The organism is Clostridium sp. DL1XJH146, assembly GCF_054819755.1.
On record NZ_JBTVVN010000008.1, the window covers coordinates 18,426 to 38,020 of the forward strand.

The following is a 19,595-nucleotide window of genomic DNA, read 5'->3' on the forward strand; positions in this document are numbered from 1 at the left end:
ATAATTAATCTTTTAATGAATTTGGGTTTTATTAATTAAAGATTTTCTGACCATTGGGAAGAAAATTACCACAATTGTGCATTGTAAATTGTGCATTGTGCATTTCTTTAAAATTATTCTTTAATATGTTCTAATGCTATATTAAGAATTCCTTTAACATGCTCATCATCAAGTGAATAATAAACTACCTTACCTTCTTTTCTATATTTCACAAGTCTTGCACCTTTCAAAACTCTAAGCTGATGTGAAATTGCAGATTGTGTCATATTCAAAACATGTGCTAAATCGCATACACACATTTCAGAAACAGATAGAGCATTAATTATTTTAATCCTTGTTCTATCTCCAAAAACCTTCAATAAATCAGCTGCTCCTTCTAATCGTTCTTCATCCACCATATGTTTAGTAACTTTATTTACTCTATCTTCATGTATAACATTGCAACTACAAAATTCAATTTTATTGTTATTTTCTTTACTCATATTATAAACTCTCCTTATCTTTATGTATGAATACTTGTTCATATGTTAATTTGTATTATATACTTATATTTTATGCTTGTCAAACAAATAAGTTCTCTAGATACATATTATTTCTTTACTATTTCACTACTAAAATTAATTTAGATTTATTCTAAGATAAAATAGTGAATTTATTATATATGATTAGAGTTTTTTTTATAAAAAAATAAGAGGTCTTCTACTTTATGCAAAATACCTCTTTCTCTATAATTTATTTTTAATTTTCATTATTCATCTAACAATTTTTTTGATAACTTCATACTATACAATGAATAATCTATATCCTATATAAACTAAACTTATTAGCTTTTACAACATTTCTTATGAATATAATTCTTATACCCTTCTCCTTGACATATTTCATCTCCTGGATATATTGCCCTTTTACAATAGTCGCATATATTATTATACATTGCTACTTTAACCGTTCCTTCTATCATAATAGGCTTCTTTTTCTTTTTTAGTTCTTCTACTCTGTTCAACTCTTTTCTCATTTCTTTTAAATTATTTGAGCATATCAACCAATTTATGTAATTATTTAAATCACCATCAAACAAAAGATTAGCTTTATTCTTTGCAATCTCCATAACATACTCCTCAATTTTTATTGACATTATTTTATAATTCTTATCCATACATATCTCCATAATAAATAGTACCTAGTTTAATATATTGATTTTGATTTTTTTTATTCCACTATAATTTAAAATTATATGGTGTAATTTAAATATTTTATCTCAATTGATTATTGCCTGTTCTATTATTACTAGTTTCTATAAAAGAAAAAAATAAATTCTCTTCAATGAATACCTATTAACTATCAAATTTATGTTATAATTATTTTGTGCTAATTGATAACGTTTCACAATTATAGGAGGTATTTTCATGCATATACCAGATAATTATTTAAGTCCTTCAACCTGTGCTACTTTTGGAGTTGTAATGATTCCTATTTGGAGAAATGCTCTAAAAAAAATCAAGAATGAATTCACAAAAAAAAGACTCCCTTTACTGGGTATAAGCTCTGCTTTTTCATTTTTGATTATGATGTTTAATATTCCTCTCCCTGGCGGTACTACCGGCCATGCTGTTGGTTCAGCCTTAATTGCAATACTACTTGGACCTTATGCAGCCCTTATTTCTACAACTATTGCTTTAGTAATACAAGCTTTTTTCTTTGGCGATGGAGGTATTCTTGCTCTTGGTGCTAATTGTTTTAACATGGCCTTTATTATGCCTTTTACAGCTTATTATATTTATAAATTAATTACTGAAAATTTCAAAAGCAAAAAAATCGAAGCTTTTGCTGTATTTTTTTCAGCATATATTGCTTTAGCTATAGGTGCACTTTTTACCGGTATAGAATTCGGATTACAACCGCTTCTATTTAAAGATGCTCTTGGTAATCCCCTTTACTGTCCATACGGTCTAAACATTTCAATACCTGCCATGCTAATTCCTCATTTATTAGTTGCATGTGTTCTAGAGGGTTCTATAACTTTAGCCGTTTACCAATTTATCAAAAAATCTTCACCAGAATTTTTCGAAGAAAAAATTAGTAAGCCAATCAAATATGGTTATGGACTAATTATTGGTCTTATAGCCCTAGTTCCACTTGGACTTTTAGCAACTGGAACAGCTTGGGGAGAATGGGGTACTGAAGAATTCAGTTCCTTAATAGGCTTTACTCCTACAGGCATGGAGAATGGATTTACATTTAAAGCCTTAATGCCTGATTACTCAATACATGGTATTCCAGAAATATTAGCTTATATATTATCAGCTATCCTTGGAGTTTTTCTTATAGCACTAAGTATTAAATTACTTATTAAACCTAAATCAAAAAGTTCTCTTCAATAAAAACTATTTTAACTACATTTAGTAAATACTAATGTAGTTTTTTTATTATCTAAATCGCAATTATGATATAATGATTATTATACTTTACTTGAATGGAGATATAGACTTAATGAATATAGATTGGTTATACAAAGAAGAAATTTATAGTCCTAAAAAAGACAATCAAAAATTCCTAGATAAAAGTATACTCTCATTTATCCACCTACTCTCAACACTAAAAAGAGAAGGTGTCGTAAATAATCCAATATCTTATAATGTTTCATCTATGTTAAAAATGGTTTTCACACTATGTATACTTATTTTTATTTCCTTAAGTAGGAGCTTTATTTTCATTGGTTTAATTTTAATTTATAATTTTTCACTAATATTAATGTTTGAAAAAGATGAAAAAAGAGGCATTTTGTTTCTCTGTACACTGATCCCTACTTTTACTTTAATTGCTTTAATTCCTTCAATGATGATGGGTAATATAAGAAATAGTTTACTTATTATAATAAAGGTTTTTTGCACTATTTCATCTGTAAATCTGCTTTCATATACAACAAAATGGAGTCATATCACCAAATCATTAAAACTCTTTTTTATTCCTGATTTATTTATTTTTATTTTGGAAATCACAATTAAATATATATTTATTCTTGGTGACTTTTCTCTTCAAATGTTATATTCTTTAAAATTAAGATCTGTAGGAAAAGATAATAATAAACATACTTCTATTTCTAGAATAGTAGGTAACACTTTTATAAAATCGAAAAATTTAGGTGAAGAAATGTTTTCAGCAATGGAATGTAGAGGCTTTACTGGAGAATATAAATCTTTTATGGATTTCAAACTCCACCGATGGGATATACCTTATATTATTGTAAATATAATTTTAATCGTTAGCTTTTTTTTATTAAAATATAAATTTCCCTATACTATATAGAAAGGATTCTTGAAATGATACTATTAGATAATATTACTTTTAAATACAAAAAACGAATTGCACTAAATGATATAAATATAACTATAAAAAAAGGAGAATCTATAGCCTTAATAGGTGAAAATGGTAGTGGAAAATCTTCTCTTTTAAAGGTCCTTAACGGAATTATTTTTCCAAAACAAGGAGAATACTATTTTGAGGACAATCTAATCAGTGAAAAAACTTTACAAGATAATATCTTTTCAAAATCTTTTCATCAAAAGGTAGGCTTTATATTTCAAAATTCAGATGCACAATTGTTTTGTCCTACAGTTTTTGAAGAAGTTGCATTTGGTCCAAGGCAAATGAATCTAGAGGAAAATGAAGTGAATAAAAGAGTTTCTGATTGTCTTGAATTACTCAATATTAAAGAATTAAAACACGAAAATCCTTATAATCTAAGTGGTGGAGAAAAAAAGAGAGTTGCTATTGCATGCGTTCTTTCAATGAACCCATCAATTTTAACCCTGGATGAACCTATGAACGGAATTGATCCAAAAGGAAAAACTTTTCTTAGAAATTTACTCATTGATTTAAACAAAAGTGGAAAAACTATTATTTGTTCTACTCATGACTTTGAATATGTAGAAGGAATATTTCAAAGAGCTATTGTTTTTTCTAAAGATCATAAGATAATTCGAGATGATGATTATATCACTGTTATAAATGATTTAGAATTTTTAAGAAGCAACAATATAATATAAAAGCCTAATTTATTATACTCTACTGACTTTTGTAGACTATTTAAATTAGGCTTTATTTTCCTTAATCATCTGTCTACTATGGTCAAAATGCTCAAATAGCGCTTTCTGAAATTCTTCCATATCTTTATTTCTAACCGCTTCAAGTATTCTATTATGCTGATTTAAACTTAATTCTCTGCTTTTATCGCTAGTTTGATAGTCTTTAACTACGAGTAAAAATAAATCATTTAAATTATTAACCATAGTTATTAGTTTTGCGTTTCCTGATACTTTTACTATTATCTCATCAAATTTTATAGATTGTTCTAAGAATTTTCTATTGTCTTTTATTTTAAAATATTCTTCTTGTTCCTTTAAACAGGTCTCCATTTTCAAAACGAGTTCATTTATCTTGCTTTTCCTTAAACATATTTTAAATCCGCCGATTATTAACATTTCAATTGCATCTGTTAGATCTAAAATCCCATCTTCATTAAATTCTATAACCCTTATACTATGATTAGTTTGTGTTTGTACAAGTCCCTCTTTATTTAATAAATTAATAGCTTCTCTTATAGGTGAATTGCTAATTTCAAGTTCCTTAGCAAGTTCCTCTATATTTATTTTTTCACCAGGGTTTATCTCACCTGATAATATTTTATTTTTTAGATACTCATAAGTTTGTTCTTTTATTGTCTTTTTTTTTATTAAAGCCATTTTTTCACCTATTTCCAAATTGTTAATTGAGAACATTGTTTTTCTACTATATCTTTTACTCTTGCGTTATTACTATCTAAAGCAATATCCTTATATTTACCTATAATTTTATTTAGGTCTTCTTTACTTATATCTTCTGTAATTTTAAAATTTTGTTCTGTTAACTTGTTTAAAATAAAATTAATATCCAATATATCTTTATATACTAAATCTACAACGCTAGTACCTACATTAGTCTTATAAGATAAAATACCCTCTTGCTGTAACCTGTTTATAGCTTCTCTAACGGGTATTTTACTAACACCAACTTCTTTGACTAATTTATCTATATTAATCTTTTCACCTTTTTTTATTTCCCTAGATACTATTTTATCTTTAATATAATAGTATACTTTATCAGCAAGAGTTTCTTTAGTAAACATGTATTCCCCCCATTATAGTATACTATTTAGTATATACTATTTTTTATTCTCATACAATAGCAAACTCTTCTCTAGTTAATTAACTGAAATAGCCACTTTAATATACTATTTTTACATACACATTGTTTATATGAAATTAAATTTCCTCTAACATTTAAAAGATTCTCCGAAAATACGGAGAACCTTTATTCAGAGCATTTTACTAATTACAAACCACACAATTAATCATTAATTAAAGACATTCCTATATTTATGGCTTTTAAATTGACATCAATAAATCTTTCTTTCACATTATCATTTATGATTTTTTCCCAATTTATTGCTTCTAAATTCATTGATTTTACAAGAGCTCCAAGTAATATTACATTCATTACCTTTGGATTTCCTAGCTTTTTAGCTTCCTCTTCTGCATGGATTACTGTTGTATTTACTTTTGATTTTAATTCTTCAATAATCCCTACTGGATAATCTATCTTACCATTTAAAATAGGCATAGATTCTATTTCAATATCACTTACAACAACTTTACCTTCTGGTTTTAAATACTTAAGCCATCTAAGTGCTTCCATTTTTTCAAAAGAAACTAGTATATCCGCTCCCCCTAATTCTATAGAAGAAGAATAAACTTTCTCTCCAAATCTTACTTGTGAAGAAACTGACCCACCTCTTTGAGACATACCATGAATTTCACTCATTTTAACATCATATCCAGCTTCCATAAGTCCTATTGTTAATAACTTACTTGCTAATATTGTTCCCTGTCCACCTACTCCAACTAATAATATACTTTTTGTCATATTATTTTTCCTCCTTTTCAATGGCATTTACTGGGCAAACTTGTAGACAAACTTCACAGCCCACACAATGATTAAGGTCTATTGAAGTCTTTTTCTTATCTTTGTCAAATGATAAAGCAGGACATCCTGTTTTAATACATTTTTTACATCCGATACACTTATCTACATTAACCTTACATTTTGAAGTGAAAACTCCTTCAAATTCCTCTTTATCATTATCTGAAAGTTTTTTAAGTACACATGGCCATCTTGTAATAATAACAGATGCTTCATCTAAAGCAAAAGCCCAATCAAATGCTGCATTTACCTCTTGCAGATTATTTGGATTTACTGTCTTTACATTTTTAATTCCACAGGCTCTTACTAATGCTTCAATATTTACTTCATTAGTTGGCATCCCTTGAAGTGTGAATCCAGTACCAGGGTTTTGTTGATGACCTGTCATTCCTGTAATTCTATTATCCAAAATCACATTAATTGTATTACTTCTATTATAAGCAACATCTAAAAGTGAATTTATACCAGTATGAAGGAATGTAGAATCTCCAAGTACTGAAACAACTCTCATGTTATTATCCTCTTGCATATTAAAGACTTTTTGTGCACCATGTCCTGTACTAATGCTAGCTCCCATACAAATACAAGTTTCCATTGCATTATATGGCTCTGCAAACCCTAAAGTATAGCATCCTATATCACCAGTAATCATTACATTTTTTCTTTTACCTATTTCATAGAAAAATCCTCTATGTGGACATCCTGCGCAAAGTGTAGGAGGTCGTCCAACTACTTTTTCTTCATCATATTCTATAGTAGGTTCTGTCTTACCAAATACTGATTTTCTTATAACATCAGCAGTCATCTCACCCATATATGGGAATACATCTTTGCCATATACCTTTATTCCAGCAGCTTTTATTTGCTCTTCAACAATAGGGTCATTTTCTTCTATTACATATAATTTATCTACTTTTGCAGCAAATTCTTTAATTTTTTCCATTGAAAGAGGATTAGTAAATCCTAATTTTAAGTAAGATGCCTCTTCTCCAAATACTTCTTTTGCATAGTAATAACACATGCCTGAAGCTATTACCCCTATCTTTGTATCATTCCATTCAAAAAAGTTTAGCTCAGTCTTATTTGAGAATTCCACTAATTTATTCATTCTCTCTTCTACTTTTACTCTCATAACCTTTGAATTTGCTGGAACTGATACATATTTGCTTATATTTTTACTATATTTTTTTATACCAACTTCTTCTCTATCATAACAATCAACTACACTTTTGGAATGACAAACTCTTGTTGTCATTCTAACCATAACTGGTGAATCATATTCTTCACTAAGCTCTAATGCAGCCTTTATCATATCCTTTGATTCTTGACTATCAGATGGTTCAAACAACGGTATTTTTGCAAACTTTGCATAATATCTATTGTCCTGCTCATTCTGTGAAGAATGCTGTCCTGGCTCATCTGCTGAAATTAAAACCATTCCTCCATTTACTCCAGTATAAGCAAAAGTAAACAAAGGGTCTGCTGCTACATTTACCCCAACATGTTTCATAGCTGCAAGTGATCTAGCTCCTGCTATTGATGCTCCAATAACTGATTCTAAAGCAACCTTTTCATTTGGAGCCCATTCAGCGATGATATCCTTTTTATACTGGGCAACGTTTTCAAGTATTTCAGTACTTGGTGTCCCTGGGTATGCAGCTGCATATTTAACACCAGCTTCATAAGCACCTCTTGCTATTGCCTCATTTCCTGTCATTAATTTCTTCATAAAATACCCCCTATTTAATAGTTCAATACACAATGCACAATTCACAATGCACAATTTAGGATGATTTCCTCATACTTCGGAAATCTTTAGTTTAAAAGTTGATTTTGCTTTGCAACATCATACTTAAGTCTACACTCTGTCCTTTATAACAATATAAGATTAAACCAAAAATATATAATAATAACTTACGTAACACAAAAACACTTTTATCTATAAAGCATAGTATACTATGCTTTATAATATTAATATAGCATATATCCATCCTCTTATCAATGTAAAATTCTTAATAATTTATAATCCTTCAGTAGATTCCCACCCATTTATATTAAATTTCACTTTATAGACGCAATCTTCCAAAATACTCCCCTCACATATAATGATTCAAAAGAATATATTATAGATAGAGAATATAAAGAGGTGAATTGTTTTGCAAATACATGTTGTTAGAAAAGGTCAAACCCTATGGGGTATTTCTCAAACCTATAGTGTTCCCTTAGATACATTGATTAGATCAAATGAAATACCAAATCCAAATAATTTAGTTGTTGGCCAATCAATAGTTATTCCTATATATGGCAGCTACCATTGGGTGAAACCAGGAGAAAGTTTATATCAAATTGGTAGGCAATATAATATTTCTACTGATGAACTTATGAGAATTAATGGAATAATGAATGTCTATCAAGTTCCTATAGGCTTAAGGCTATATATACCACAAAAGACTCGTCGCTATGCTGATGTAGGAGCTTATGTTGATTTAAATATTACAGGTGATAATTCCCCTAAAGTTGTAGATAAAATAGGAGAAGATTTAACTTATTTAAGTATATTCAGCTATGCTATAAATCGTAATGGGACACTAACATCAATCAATGACCAATCTACCATAAATGCAGCTTACAAAGATGATGTATTACCTCTAATGGTCCTAACCAATTATGAGGATGGTACTTTCAGCCAAGATCTAGCAACATATATTCTTACTGATGAAGCACTACAAGATAAAATATTAGATGAAGCAATTAAACTTATGAAAGAAAAAGGATATGGAGGATTAGATTTTGATTTTGAATATTTAGGTGCTGAAAATAAAGAAAGATATAATAATTTTCTAAGAAAAGCCGCTTCTATATTAAAAAAAGAAGGTTATTATATTTCTACTGCCCTAGCACCAAAAACATCAGCAGATCAAAAGGGAACCTTATATGAAGGACATGATTATAAATCTCAAGGTGAAATCGTTGATTTTATTTTCTTTATGACCTATGAATGGGGTTGGTCAGGCGGTCCACCACTTCCTGTTGCTCCTATAAACAAAGTAAAAGGAATTATGGAATATGCTATTTCTGAAGTTCCTAAGAATAAAATTATGATGGGTATCCCTCTATATGGATATGACTGGACATTACCTTACGTAAAAGGTGGTAAATTTGCAAAAGCAATCGACCATCAAGAAGCAATACTCCTTGCTGAAAAATACGGTGCTGAAATAAAATATGATTATGTGGCTCAATCACCATACTTTAATTATGTAGATGAAGCTAAAAAATCTCATATAGTGTGTTTTGAAGATGCACGAAGTATACAAGCTAAATTTGATCTAGTAAAGCAATTGGGCATCAGAGGATTTTTCTACTGGGTACTTGGAAATGAATTTCCTCAAAACTGGTTACTAATCGAGGATAATTTTGTGGTTAGGAAAAAAGTTTAATCTCTATCTACTTCAATTATTGAAAAAAGCTAGCTTAAATAAGCTAGCTTTTACTCATTATAATCAATTATTCACTCACCATACAATCCAAAAATTTAATAAACTCATTTCATAATTATTACTTAACATTACTAATATTAATAATTTTCTTAATCTTATCTATATCTTTTGTCTTTTCTTCTAATTTCATAAATTCAGTATCAGCTTGAGTGATAAAATTCAATATTGTATCTTGTGTTACTTTTATTTCCTTTTGAATTTCCTCTACTTTATCTAATCTTTGGTCAAATTTGTCTAATCTTTGATCGATTTTATCTAATCTTTGATTTATTGGCTCAATTTTTTTATCTAGCAAATTTTCTATAGCTTTTAATAAAAATTCATTTTCCATAAATTCACCACCCTATATTGCTGAGTCTTTAAGTAATTATATCATGATAAAAACAAATGTTCAAACCAAACGCACTGGCAGATTGTGTAAAATATATACCTGTAATATTCTCTTCATATTATATACCAAATATAATATATCTTAAATAAACCCGTTAAACAAAATGAGGATTAATTTTAGCAACCAGAAGACGAATTCCTAACGTCATTCATCTTCTGGAAGTACCTCGCGTTTGTAAATATTTTCAGCAACAATCTATTCCACAAATTATGCAAAATAAAAGAGTAGATTCAATTCTACTCTTTTTCAAACTGCTTCAGCCACTCTAATTTTATATATTTAATTCTTCTTTTAATTTTACAACTTCTTCTTCACTCAAACCCGTTACTTTGACGACCTCTTTTATTTCCATTCCCATTATTAGCAATTGTTTAGCTGTTTTAATAATTCCTTTTTTAATTCCCTGTTCAATTCCTTGTTCAATTCCTTGTTCAATTCCTTGCTTTACCCCTTCTTCTCTAGCTGTTTTTTCTCTTGTTAGTTGATCCATTATTTCTGCTTGTCTAGCCTCATAAGCAATTCTTGCCTCTTTGCTTTTACTAACTCTTTGAAGTATTTCATAGGCTGTTTTTATATTCTCGTTTTTTTCTGCTAACATTTGCATTCCCTCCCCTGACTTCGCATCTATGAATTCTAGCCACTCTAGTATAGGGTCATCTATATCTTTTAAACTTTCTAATTTTTCAAGTTTGGGTAATTCTAAAAAATGTGCTTCTAGTACATCTGTTAATTTATACCCAGTGTCATCTTCTAAAATATGAAATGTAGTATGTATCTTATCTATTGGTATTCTCTCGAAATCAACAATATTTATTGTTATACATTTTTTAAGTTTATCGTAAGTATCTCCTGGCACTACTTGACTATTGTACATCTTTGACCAATAAAATAAAGTTCTTTCTGCCATAAATTCTGTAGGTAGTATTTGTATTTCTATATCAATATGCTCATCATTTTTTTGTTTTCACCCTTACATCTAAAATACCTTTTTTATCTTCCTTAAATTCTCTTAAAAGTTCCGTATTTAATAATTCTATTCCTTTAAATTCTTCCTTATGTAATTTTAAAACAGCACTTAAAAATGCAATTAAAACATCTTTATTCTTTTCATCTCCAAATATTAATTTGAAAACAAAATCCACCTTTGGTGACATTATAAAATCATCATTATAACAAATATTATTTAAGCTTAACTTACTATTATTATTCAAAATATTATATTCACTTCCTATTGTTTTAGTAACTATTTCTTTATGATTTTGTCCAAAAATTCAGTCAATTATTCACTAAAACTAGGAAATTTATCTTTAATCTATTATATCATAGAAAAAGAATTAGTTAGATAAAAAAATTTTTGCACCGCAAAAATTTCCTCCTTAATCGTGCTTTGTGCATTGGTTTAAAACTTTCTTTTAGCCAAGGGTTTACATATTCATTTCAATAATTTAGAATTAAAGGAGGTGAATGGAATGGTTTTGAACTTAAAATCCTTAAATTAGGAAAAATTATCATATATTAATAGCAGTAGTCAACAAACTAAAGCTAGCAAACAAAAGGCGAATTCCTAACATCATTTATATTCCTTAAACTCACTTTAAATGTAAATTCTCCTAACATTCTACACGAAGCCGATAACCTCGAATCAAAGCAAAGGGAATTGCTTCATCTTCATCAACATTCAAGTAATTAAGAATTTTGATGTGCTTGCTCGTAAGGTCGTTAATCGTTTTATAGATAAAATTGAGGAGGTTAATATCATGGATTATAAAAACACTGCTGATGAGCAGGCAGATAACCCGGCAGTCCATAAAAAAACAGAAAGGGCTCAGGAACAGGATAAAGACAGTAAGATTGATAAAATAGTTATGGTATTAATGTGGTTATTCCTATTTCCTTATATGTTAATCAGTACCATCATCTTAACTGAAAAGTTGAGCACAAAAGTCAAGGTAACAATACTGTTTTTAATGTTTCTGCTGTTTATCTGTATTGATTTAATGTAGATTTAATAGCAAGCAAGTGAGACATCAAGCTGTCTCACTAATACCCCTATGGCATATTAACAATTTATTATGACTATTATGTAAGCCCGAATTATAGTTGCATTTGTGATTATTAAGTTCTATGAATCACTGGAGCATAGTGTATCCAATAAAAGCAGGTAAAAGAGCGTTCAATATCATTGCTTGATTACAGGGGAGGTGTTTTAATATGAAGAAGCTGCAAGTAACTATGGTGCTAATAATGGTTTTGGGTTTATTGAGTTTTATAAGTCCCGAAATATCGGCAGATGAGTACTTTGATATTAGAGATTATGATGTATATATTAATGTGCTACCTAACAACAACTATGAAATTACAGAAACCATATCGGTAGAGTTCTATGAAAATCGGCATGGTATTTACCGGGATATCGATAGAGAATACAATGGGTTGAGACATGCTATAACAGATGTTAAAGTAACTGATGGCAGCGGTAATGAGCTTGAAGCTGATGTAAGCAGTAAGAAGGATTTGTATAGAATTCAGATTGGTGAAAAAAAAGAGTATGTGTCAGGACTTCAAACCTATAAGATTTCTTACGTCTATGCGGGTAACGATGATATATATGATAGTTATGATGAATTTTATTTTAACATTATTGGTACACAGTGGGATGTTTTTATTGACCAAGCACGATTTACCATTGAAATGCCTAAAGGGTTTGATCCTGAGCAATTGAATATTACAACCGGATATTTGGGTAATACCAGTAATGAACACGCGAATTATACGTTGGAAGGTAATATGATTCATGTTGAGACCTATAAGCAGCTCTGGCCTAATGAGGGGATTACCATTGCCCTGACTTTACCGCAAGGGTATTATGAAGATTCAGAGCCTTGGATTAGTCAGAACTTGGTATTGATTCTGTTTGGTATTATGGGTATGATTTTCTGCAGAATTCTGGTTTTCTTTTTTATGAAAAATAATAAAAAGAAAATAAAGCCGGTACTGGTAGATCAACCACCTGAAGGATTAAACTGCGCTGAACTAGCATATATTTACAAAGGTGAATCCATACAGTATGAGGATATTTCTTCATTAATTTTACAGTGGGCAACGGAAGGTTATCTGGAGATTCATGAGAATACGAAAGGCAGTTTGATTAAAAAGGAAGCACAGTTTGTTAAAATAAAGGATATAGGTAATGAGAAGCAAGCCTATGAGCAGCAGTTGTTCAAAGACCTGTTTGCACACGGAAATGGCGACAAAGTGTATAAGTCTCAGCTGAGGATGAGTTTTCACGAGAATTTATATACAGCACAGCAAGCCATTGAGCAGAGGTTTTCAGGGGATAAGGATATATTGGCTGATGACGTTCAGGGAAATGTTATCATCGGTTTTATTGGAATGATGCTACTGTTTACAGTTATGACAATTATGATTGGATTGAATTTATTTGAAATTGGATTCTGGTCTGCTGCGGGTCTATCTTTGTTAATCATGATCGGATTTACAATAGGTGGTATAGTTATATTACTGATTTTCAGACAAAAAAGACAGCCAATGGAATTAATTACAGGTAGTATGTTTATCTTAGTAATGATTGGTATTGCTGTGATTTTGATAATTAGAAATTGGTCGTATATATCCTTGCTGTGGAAGTGTTATCCTGTAGTTTTTTTGTTACTATTAGGTATAGTTGTTTTATATGAAGTAGGGTTAGTGATTCTTGGTTCTGTGAAACATTACACCCCATACGGCATAGAAATGATGGGTCAGATTATGGGCTTTAAAATCTATATTGATGAGGCTCATGCTGAAGACATTAATAATCGGAACCTAAGAGATTCTTCATATATATATTCACTATTGCCTTTCGCTATGGTGTTAGGGTTAAGTAAAGAGTGGAATAAGCTGTTGAATTATGTGACAGTAATGGATAGGAGATCTCCATTTTGGTACTTTGGATATAAGCGATTTGATACTGATGAGTTTACAAGTAACATGCGTGGTACTATGTCAAGTATTAGCTCCACTCCTTCTTCTAATTCCAATAGTAGTGGCGGTTACTCCGGTGGAGGTGGTGGAGGTGGTGGAGGCGGTTCTTGGTAGCACCCAGAAGACGAATTCTTTACGTCATTCATCTTCTGGAGCCACTCCGCTGATATAAATATTTCCAGTCACAAGCTATTTCACAAATTATACAAAATAAAAGAGTAGATTCAATTCTACTCTTTTTCAAACTCCTTTCGCTATTTTAATTTTATATATTTAATTCTTCTTTTAATTTTACAACTTCTTCTTCACTCAAACCCGTTACTTTGACTACCTCTTTTATTTTCATTCCCATTATTAGCAATTGTTTAGCTGTTTTAATAATTCCTTTTTTAATTCCTTGTTCAATTCCTTGTTCAATTCCTTGCTTTACCCCTTCTTCTCTAGCTGTTTTTTCTCTTGTTAGTTGATCCATTATTTCTGCTTGTCTAGCCTCATAAGCAATTCTTGCCTCTTTGCTTTTACTAACTCTTTGAAGTATTTCATAGGCTGTTTTTATATTCTCGTTTTTTTCTGCTAACATTTGCATTCCCTCCCCTGACTTCGCATCTATGAATTCTAGCCACTCTAGTATAGGGTCATCTATATCTTTTAAACTTTCTAATTTTTCAAGTTTGGGTAATTCTAAAAAATGTACTTCTAGTACATCTGTTAATTTATACCCAGTGTCATCTTCTAAAATATGAAATGTAGTATATATCTTATCTATTGGTATTCTCTCGAAATCAACAATATTTAATGATTTTATTCATTATATTTTTATTCTGCTTTTTCTTCATTTGAATAAACTGCAACTGCAACACCCTGCATAGGATAAGATTCAGCAATTTCTCCTGAAGATACCATAGATACCTTATTCCCAACTTTGAAATCCCTTGAAACATCTGTGAAAAACTCTTCTTGCAATGCTTCTCCATCTTCAAAGAAATTTGTTTCTTCTGTTATTGTTATCCATATTTGACCTTTAACATATTCTGTATTACTATCTACTAAAACCCTAAGACCATCCTCACTTACCTCTAATACTTCTCCAAGGATATCAGGCACAATCATGGAACCGCTTATACTTCCTGAGTTTACTTCTTGATTAATTGGAATCTCATCATTAATATCATTTCCCATATTATCATTTTCCTCTATATGCGCAGTATTTTCTAAAGTACTATTATTTACATTGCCATTTGTAATCTTACTACACCCTACAACAAAAATTACCGTTAAAGCCATTATTACTAAAATGCTGCTTTTTTTCTTCATAAGTAAACCCTCCATTTTAAAATTAATTCGTCTTAAATCACAACTCTTATATCAACAAAGCAATAATTCTCCGCTTCGCTTCGAATCATTGCAAGAACCCTCGAGGGTCATTAACATTTTATGAACAATTATGTAAATATTTGTTTATAAGTAGTGGTATTCCACTACTTTTATTTTTTATCTCTATTTCTATTTTACCTCTATAAAAATATCCTCACTAAAAAATTCAAATTTCCGCAGATTATATTTTTCGGATGATTTCAAAATTGTTTAAGGCTAATTAGATAAAGAAATTTTTGCTCCGCAAAAAAAATTTCATCCTTAATTGTGGATTGTGCATTGTGAATTGTGCATTGATTTAAAACTTTCTTTTGGCCAAGGGTTTACATATTTGTTTCAATAATTTAGAATTAAAGGAGGTGAATGGAATGGAAATGACTTTGAATTATAGTGGTGCTTTTTGTGAGTTGGGCTATGATGAGTTGGACTTTGTTAATGGTGGCGGTATAACAACAGTAATTGCTTATACTACTGCTGGTACTATTTGTTTTTGTGGAGGTCTTTTTTTAACTCTTGTTTCTCTTGAATCTTTTTTATGTACTGTTGCTACTTTTGGGGTTTCTTCTGCTGTTGGGTTTGAAGCTGCCGGAACGGCAGTAACACTATACGGCATGTCTATTGATTGTTTTAGCAAAGCAATTAATGCTACAAGAAGATAATATTATATATATCTTTATTATTATTAATGTAAATATTTGAATTATCAAGTTATAACTCTACTAATTGAGGAGATATTTTATGTCTACTTTTGCAACTTTAAATGATCATCAACTTAGTTTGATAAATGGTGGCGGTTTAAGAGAAGGTATATTTGCTTTTATAGGTGGTGCACTAGTATTTATAGCAGGACTATTAGCATCAGGTGCTATTCTTATTGTTGCTGGTTTTTGTACTGCTGTCTATGGAATTGCCAATATTATTGAATATTTCGATAATAAATAAATTCTAGATAAGTAAAAATCAAGACTCACATACTGTATATGAATCTTGATTTTTACTTCATTAGTTTACAATAATATCTACTTGAAAATAGATTATCAAAAAGTATTATTTTATTTTCAATTTCATAATAATGAATAGTAGGTTAATTTATGAAATTCAAGTTAAATCCTGGTTTACCTTTGCTTCTACTTTTTATAATACTTTTTTTATTATCTTTTAGTAAAACCGAGAAAAATTTAATCATTAGAATTTCAAGCTTTATTTCAATAATTTTAATCATAATAGCAATTATTATTCGAAAATTTTCATCATAAAAGCAAGCAAGTGAGCCATCAAGCAGTCTCATTAAGACTCCTAGTGTATATTAATAATTATCAAACAAATTTGTAAATATATATTTTAAAGTAGCGATCTTCACTACTTTTATTTTTTATCTCTATTTCTATTTATCGCTCTAAAAATCTCCACACGAAAAAATTCAAATTCCCAATTTAATGTAAAAGGACCTTACTAATACTTTAAGAATAATCCTTGAGTTAATGTACTAAATCCTTTGGATACCCTTTTTTTTCAATGATCCCATACTCTAACATCAATTCATCTGTTAGATATATAATGCCTTTACAATGCAAATCTGCTACTCCTTCACTTATTAATTCATAAGTTTGTGATTTGTAAAAATAATCCATACTTTCTTCTAAATCTTTACCTGTTTTTCGGGAAAATTCTAATATTATATTTTTATATAAGGATTGCATCAAAATTCTATTTGCTAGCATATTCTACACTTCCTTACTCTCTATATATACTAAATATATATCAATAATTTCTTGATTAATTATACAAATTTGCTCATTTGGTTTATAATATTGTAATCTTTTTAAAGCTTCTTTTTTTTCTATTAATCCATCCTTAAATAGTTCTATGGTATTATATACTCTATCATCAGCTATACCACCCATAACTAAATCATACTTCAAGAAAATACTACTTCCTTCTCTACAGTCTAAAATAAAGTCTAGCCATTCTAAGTCATAACTTAAAAATTCTTTAACTCTATATAATTCTCTAATTCTATTTAAATCTAATTCGTAGATATTTAAATATCCCTTTTTACTTCTTCTTTTAAATTTATATGTCCAATTAATAGCTTGTTCTTTAATCGCTGTTATGTAAAAACCTTTTCCAAAATCTAAAGCATCTCTTGAAAAAGATATTTGAGGATTATCAACCACGCAATACTAACCATGGTACACTATCATTTTAATGCTCCCCTTTCTTTCAAAACTTCAACTAAATCTTCTACTATATAGTTTTTACTTTGAGAGTGTAATGGTTCATAACTCGGTATAATATAATCATTCAACACACTTACTTCTTTCAATAATTCATATACTTTTTTAGGACTCATTCCTAATTTTTCTGACAAGCTCTCAACGCAAAAATAACAAATTCTAATTTTTTTTCATCCATTACAACACCTCCAATAATAATTGATTTTAAAATATTTAAGCAATCTTTTCACTTTATTTTCTATATTAATTATAATAAAAAAGTAGATTCAATTCTACTCTTTTTTACATTCCTAATACTGTTCTTATTTTATAAATTCAACTCTTCTTTCAATTTTTCAACTTCTTCTTCACTCAAACCTGTCGCATCTATAAATTCTAGCCACTCTAGTATAGGGTCATCTATATCTTTTAAACTTTCTAATTTTTAAGTTTGGGTAATTCTAAAAAATGTACTTCTAGTATATCTGTCAATTTATACCCAGTGTCATCTTCTAAAATATGAAATGTGGTATGTATCTTGTCTATTGGTATTCTCTCAAAATCAACAATTTTTATTTATGATTTTATCCATAAATCCAGTCAATTATTCACTAAAGCTCGAAAGTTTATCTTTAATCTATTATATCATAGAAAAAGAATTAGTTAGATAATGACAAATCATTTTCAAATGCCATTATTATTAATGGACGTACCTCTAAGTGGTTCAATAGCTTAAAAAAACTATTTGAAGAAAAAGAGCAAAATACAAAGTGACAATAAAAAGAGAGCAGTATATAGATTTGTGTTTACACAAATCTATATACTGCCCCACTGCTCCTTTTATTCTGCATTTTCTTCATTTGAATAAACCGCAGCTGCAACACCCTGCATAGGGTAAGATTCTGCTATTGCACCCGTTGATACAATAGAAACTTTATTTCCCACTTTGAAATCCCTTGAAACATCTGAGAAAAACTCCTCTTGAAGCGCTTCCCCATCTTCAAAGAAATTTGTTTCGTCTGTTATTGTTATCCATATTTGACCTTGAACATACTCTGTATTACTATCTACTAAAACCCTAAGACCATCCTCACTTACCTCTAATACTTCCCCAACAATATCAGGCATAATCATTGATCCACTAATACTTCCTGGATTCCCTTCTTCATTAATTGGAAGTTCTTCATTAATTTCATTTCCCATATTGCCATTTCCATCTTCATTGGCAGTATTTTCTAAAATATTATTATTTACATTGCCATTTGTACCATTACTACACCCCACAGCAAAAATTACTGCTAAAGCCATTATTACTAAAATACCCTTTGTCTTCTTCATAAGTAAATCCTCCATTTTTAAATTAATATATTTTAAAATTGTAACTCTTATCTTATATACGATAGACTTTACTAAAAAGTTCAAAAAATTTATACAAGCTTCTTGCTTGAACTTTATCTTAATCCACTACTCTTATTTTATATTTATAACAAAATTAATCAATATTAACTTCTCTTTTTTCTTCTATTTTTCCTCTTCTTTTATTTTCCTTTTTAAAACTATCCACTACATTGCTCATACTATCAAACACTTTACTAACTCCCATTTTTTTATTTTTGTTTGTAAATTTTATTCTATTACCAGTAAATAGTGCCACTATCAATCCAACTATAACAAATGGCCAATCAGCTATTGTTGCTAATAACAATATTAGTATAGGAACATTGATTACTGTTTTACCACTTCTGTGTACTATGAATTCTATCTCAATAAGTTTTTTTAACAAAGATTTTGCTTGTTTCTTAAACTCTCCTTCTTTTTCACTATATTTATCTCTCTTTAATCCATTTTTCTTTTCAAGATAAACTAATGCTTCCACTAAATCTCCATCTTTTTTTTCTAGCGCTTCTTTTGCTTCTTCATAGGTAGCTTTAGTCCTTTCTCTTAATAAATCAATTTCTTGTAATTTTACTGTCATATTGATAACCTCCTATTTTTTTAATTTACAATACTTTTTCCCGTCAATATATATTTTTCATTTAATTTTGGCTTCTATTATCTATATATATTGAATATATTACGGTGTAATGCTATTATTTATTTAGAATTGATAAC

26 protein-coding genes are annotated in these 19,595 nt (G+C 29.4%); 8 read left to right on the forward strand and 18 right to left on the reverse strand.

The window, feature by feature from the left end:
* Positions 1 to 113: 113 nt before the first annotated feature.
* Positions 114 to 482 (reverse strand): ArsR/SmtB family transcription factor, encoded by a 369-nt coding sequence (locus ACVHXK_RS05600; protein WP_461205387.1) that lies wholly within the window; start codon positions 480 to 482, stop codon positions 114 to 116.
* A gap of 341 nt (positions 483 to 823) precedes the next feature.
* The gene (locus ACVHXK_RS05605; protein WP_461205388.1) at positions 824 to 1,156 is read right to left on the reverse strand and encodes a hypothetical protein; all 333 of its coding nucleotides are present in this window, start codon (positions 1,154 to 1,156) and stop codon (positions 824 to 826) included.
* Positions 1,157 to 1,406: 250 nt separating this feature from the next.
* Here ACVHXK_RS05605 and cbiM point away from each other — a divergent pair, with 250 nt between their 5' ends.
* The 3 genes from cbiM (at position 1,407) to ACVHXK_RS05620 (ending at position 4,046) form a co-directional block, all read left to right on the forward strand.
* Complete coding sequence (gene cbiM, locus ACVHXK_RS05610; protein ID WP_461205389.1) at positions 1,407 to 2,381, forward strand: cobalt transporter CbiM; 975 nt, start codon at positions 1,407 to 1,409, stop codon at positions 2,379 to 2,381.
* Between the two features lie 109 nt (positions 2,382 to 2,490).
* Complete coding sequence (locus ACVHXK_RS05615) at positions 2,491 to 3,306, forward strand: energy-coupling factor transporter transmembrane component T family protein (RefSeq protein WP_461205390.1); 816 nt, start codon at positions 2,491 to 2,493, stop codon at positions 3,304 to 3,306.
* Positions 3,307 to 3,320: 14 nt separating this feature from the next.
* Positions 3,321 to 4,046, forward strand: coding sequence for an energy-coupling factor ABC transporter ATP-binding protein (locus ACVHXK_RS05620; RefSeq protein WP_461205391.1), 726 nt, complete (start codon positions 3,321 to 3,323; stop codon positions 4,044 to 4,046).
* 45 nt (positions 4,047 to 4,091) lie between these two features.
* Here the strand turns inward: ACVHXK_RS05620 and ACVHXK_RS05625 are convergent, their stop codons facing one another.
* From ACVHXK_RS05625 to iorA, 4 genes are all read right to left on the reverse strand, one after another.
* The gene (locus ACVHXK_RS05625; RefSeq protein WP_461205392.1) at positions 4,092 to 4,742 is read right to left on the reverse strand and encodes a GntR family transcriptional regulator; all 651 of its coding nucleotides are present in this window, start codon (positions 4,740 to 4,742) and stop codon (positions 4,092 to 4,094) included.
* An 8-nt stretch (positions 4,743 to 4,750) separates the two neighbouring features.
* Entirely contained in the window at positions 4,751 to 5,164 is a 414-nt protein-coding gene (locus tag ACVHXK_RS05630; RefSeq protein WP_461205393.1) for a GntR family transcriptional regulator, read from the reverse strand.
* 221 nt (positions 5,165 to 5,385) lie between these two features.
* A complete protein-coding gene (locus ACVHXK_RS05635; protein WP_461205394.1) occupies positions 5,386 to 5,961 on the reverse strand; it encodes an indolepyruvate oxidoreductase subunit beta in 576 nt (191 codons plus the stop codon).
* A gap of 1 nt (position 5,962) precedes the next feature.
* Positions 5,963 to 7,747 (reverse strand): indolepyruvate ferredoxin oxidoreductase subunit alpha, encoded by a 1,785-nt coding sequence (gene iorA, locus ACVHXK_RS05640; RefSeq protein WP_461205395.1) that lies wholly within the window; start codon positions 7,745 to 7,747, stop codon positions 5,963 to 5,965.
* A 427-nt stretch (positions 7,748 to 8,174) separates the two neighbouring features.
* On the opposite strand from iorA, the gene ACVHXK_RS05645 reads away from it, so the two are divergent.
* Positions 8,175 to 9,458 carry a glycosyl hydrolase family 18 protein gene (locus ACVHXK_RS05645; protein WP_461205396.1) on the forward strand — a complete coding sequence of 428 codons (1,284 nt, stop codon included), beginning with the start codon at positions 8,175 to 8,177 and terminating at the stop codon, positions 9,456 to 9,458.
* 118 nt (positions 9,459 to 9,576) lie between these two features.
* On the opposite strand, the gene ACVHXK_RS05650 is transcribed toward ACVHXK_RS05645, so the two are convergent.
* From ACVHXK_RS05650 to ACVHXK_RS05660, 3 genes are all read right to left on the reverse strand, one after another.
* Positions 9,577 to 9,849, reverse strand: a complete 273-nt coding sequence (locus ACVHXK_RS05650) for a hypothetical protein (RefSeq protein ID WP_461205397.1) — start codon at positions 9,847 to 9,849, stop codon at positions 9,577 to 9,579.
* Positions 9,850 to 10,180: 331 nt separating this feature from the next.
* Positions 10,181 to 10,816: an Rpn family recombination-promoting nuclease/putative transposase gene (locus ACVHXK_RS05655; RefSeq protein ID WP_461205398.1), complete on the reverse strand. Its 636-nt coding sequence runs from the start codon at positions 10,814 to 10,816 to the stop codon at positions 10,181 to 10,183.
* A gap of 43 nt (positions 10,817 to 10,859) precedes the next feature.
* A complete protein-coding gene (locus ACVHXK_RS05660) occupies positions 10,860 to 11,120 on the reverse strand; it encodes a PD-(D/E)XK nuclease family transposase (protein WP_461205399.1) in 261 nt (86 codons plus the stop codon).
* 546 nt (positions 11,121 to 11,666) lie between these two features.
* Between ACVHXK_RS05660 and ACVHXK_RS05665 the strand changes: the two genes are divergently transcribed.
* Both ACVHXK_RS05665 and ACVHXK_RS05670 read left to right on the forward strand, forming a co-directional pair.
* Entirely contained in the window at positions 11,667 to 11,912 is a 246-nt protein-coding gene (locus tag ACVHXK_RS05665) for a hypothetical protein (RefSeq protein ID WP_461205400.1), read from the forward strand.
* Between the two features lie 208 nt (positions 11,913 to 12,120).
* Positions 12,121 to 14,007 (forward strand): DUF2207 domain-containing protein, encoded by a 1,887-nt coding sequence (locus ACVHXK_RS05670; protein ID WP_461205401.1) that lies wholly within the window; start codon positions 12,121 to 12,123, stop codon positions 14,005 to 14,007.
* 151 nt (positions 14,008 to 14,158) lie between these two features.
* On the opposite strand, the gene ACVHXK_RS05675 is transcribed toward ACVHXK_RS05670, so the two are convergent.
* Entirely contained in the window at positions 14,159 to 14,698 is a 540-nt protein-coding gene (locus tag ACVHXK_RS05675; protein WP_461205488.1) for an Rpn family recombination-promoting nuclease/putative transposase, read from the reverse strand.
* Positions 14,699 to 14,709: 11 nt separating this feature from the next.
* Complete coding sequence (locus tag ACVHXK_RS05680; protein ID WP_461205402.1) at positions 14,710 to 15,207, reverse strand: DUF3221 domain-containing protein; 498 nt, start codon at positions 15,205 to 15,207, stop codon at positions 14,710 to 14,712.
* A 428-nt stretch (positions 15,208 to 15,635) separates the two neighbouring features.
* Here ACVHXK_RS05680 and ACVHXK_RS05685 point away from each other — a divergent pair, with 428 nt between their 5' ends.
* Together ACVHXK_RS05685 and ACVHXK_RS05690 are read left to right on the forward strand one after the other, a co-directional pair.
* A complete protein-coding gene (locus tag ACVHXK_RS05685; RefSeq protein WP_461205403.1) occupies positions 15,636 to 15,926 on the forward strand; it encodes a hypothetical protein in 291 nt (96 codons plus the stop codon).
* A 79-nt stretch (positions 15,927 to 16,005) separates the two neighbouring features.
* Complete coding sequence (locus ACVHXK_RS05690; RefSeq protein WP_461205404.1) at positions 16,006 to 16,209, forward strand: hypothetical protein; 204 nt, start codon at positions 16,006 to 16,008, stop codon at positions 16,207 to 16,209.
* Positions 16,210 to 16,351: 142 nt separating this feature from the next.
* Here ACVHXK_RS05690 and ACVHXK_RS05695 read toward each other — a convergent pair whose 3' ends face one another.
* The 7 genes from ACVHXK_RS05695 to ACVHXK_RS05725 all read right to left on the reverse strand — a co-directional run bounded on the left by ACVHXK_RS05695 (position 16,352) and on the right by ACVHXK_RS05725 (position 19,458).
* Positions 16,352 to 16,555 (reverse strand): hypothetical protein, encoded by a 204-nt coding sequence (locus ACVHXK_RS05695; protein ID WP_461205405.1) that lies wholly within the window; start codon positions 16,553 to 16,555, stop codon positions 16,352 to 16,354.
* Between the two features lie 190 nt (positions 16,556 to 16,745).
* On the reverse strand, positions 16,746 to 16,988 hold the full coding sequence (locus ACVHXK_RS05700) for a hypothetical protein (RefSeq protein WP_461205406.1): 243 nt from the start codon (positions 16,986 to 16,988) through the stop codon (positions 16,746 to 16,748).
* A 3-nt stretch (positions 16,989 to 16,991) separates the two neighbouring features.
* Complete coding sequence (locus tag ACVHXK_RS05705) at positions 16,992 to 17,444, reverse strand: DUF3990 domain-containing protein (RefSeq protein WP_461205407.1); 453 nt, start codon at positions 17,442 to 17,444, stop codon at positions 16,992 to 16,994.
* A gap of 23 nt (positions 17,445 to 17,467) precedes the next feature.
* Complete coding sequence (locus tag ACVHXK_RS05710; RefSeq protein WP_461205408.1) at positions 17,468 to 17,638, reverse strand: DUF3791 domain-containing protein; 171 nt, start codon at positions 17,636 to 17,638, stop codon at positions 17,468 to 17,470.
* 283 nt (positions 17,639 to 17,921) lie between these two features.
* Positions 17,922 to 18,059, reverse strand: coding sequence for a PD-(D/E)XK nuclease family transposase (locus ACVHXK_RS05715; protein WP_461205489.1), 138 nt, complete (start codon positions 18,057 to 18,059; stop codon positions 17,922 to 17,924).
* Between the two features lie 264 nt (positions 18,060 to 18,323).
* Positions 18,324 to 18,821, reverse strand: a complete 498-nt coding sequence (locus ACVHXK_RS05720; RefSeq protein ID WP_461205409.1) for a DUF3221 domain-containing protein — start codon at positions 18,819 to 18,821, stop codon at positions 18,324 to 18,326.
* 154 nt (positions 18,822 to 18,975) lie between these two features.
* Positions 18,976 to 19,458 (reverse strand): DUF4342 domain-containing protein, encoded by a 483-nt coding sequence (locus tag ACVHXK_RS05725; RefSeq protein WP_461205410.1) that lies wholly within the window; start codon positions 19,456 to 19,458, stop codon positions 18,976 to 18,978.
* Positions 19,459 to 19,595: the final 137 nt, after the last annotated feature.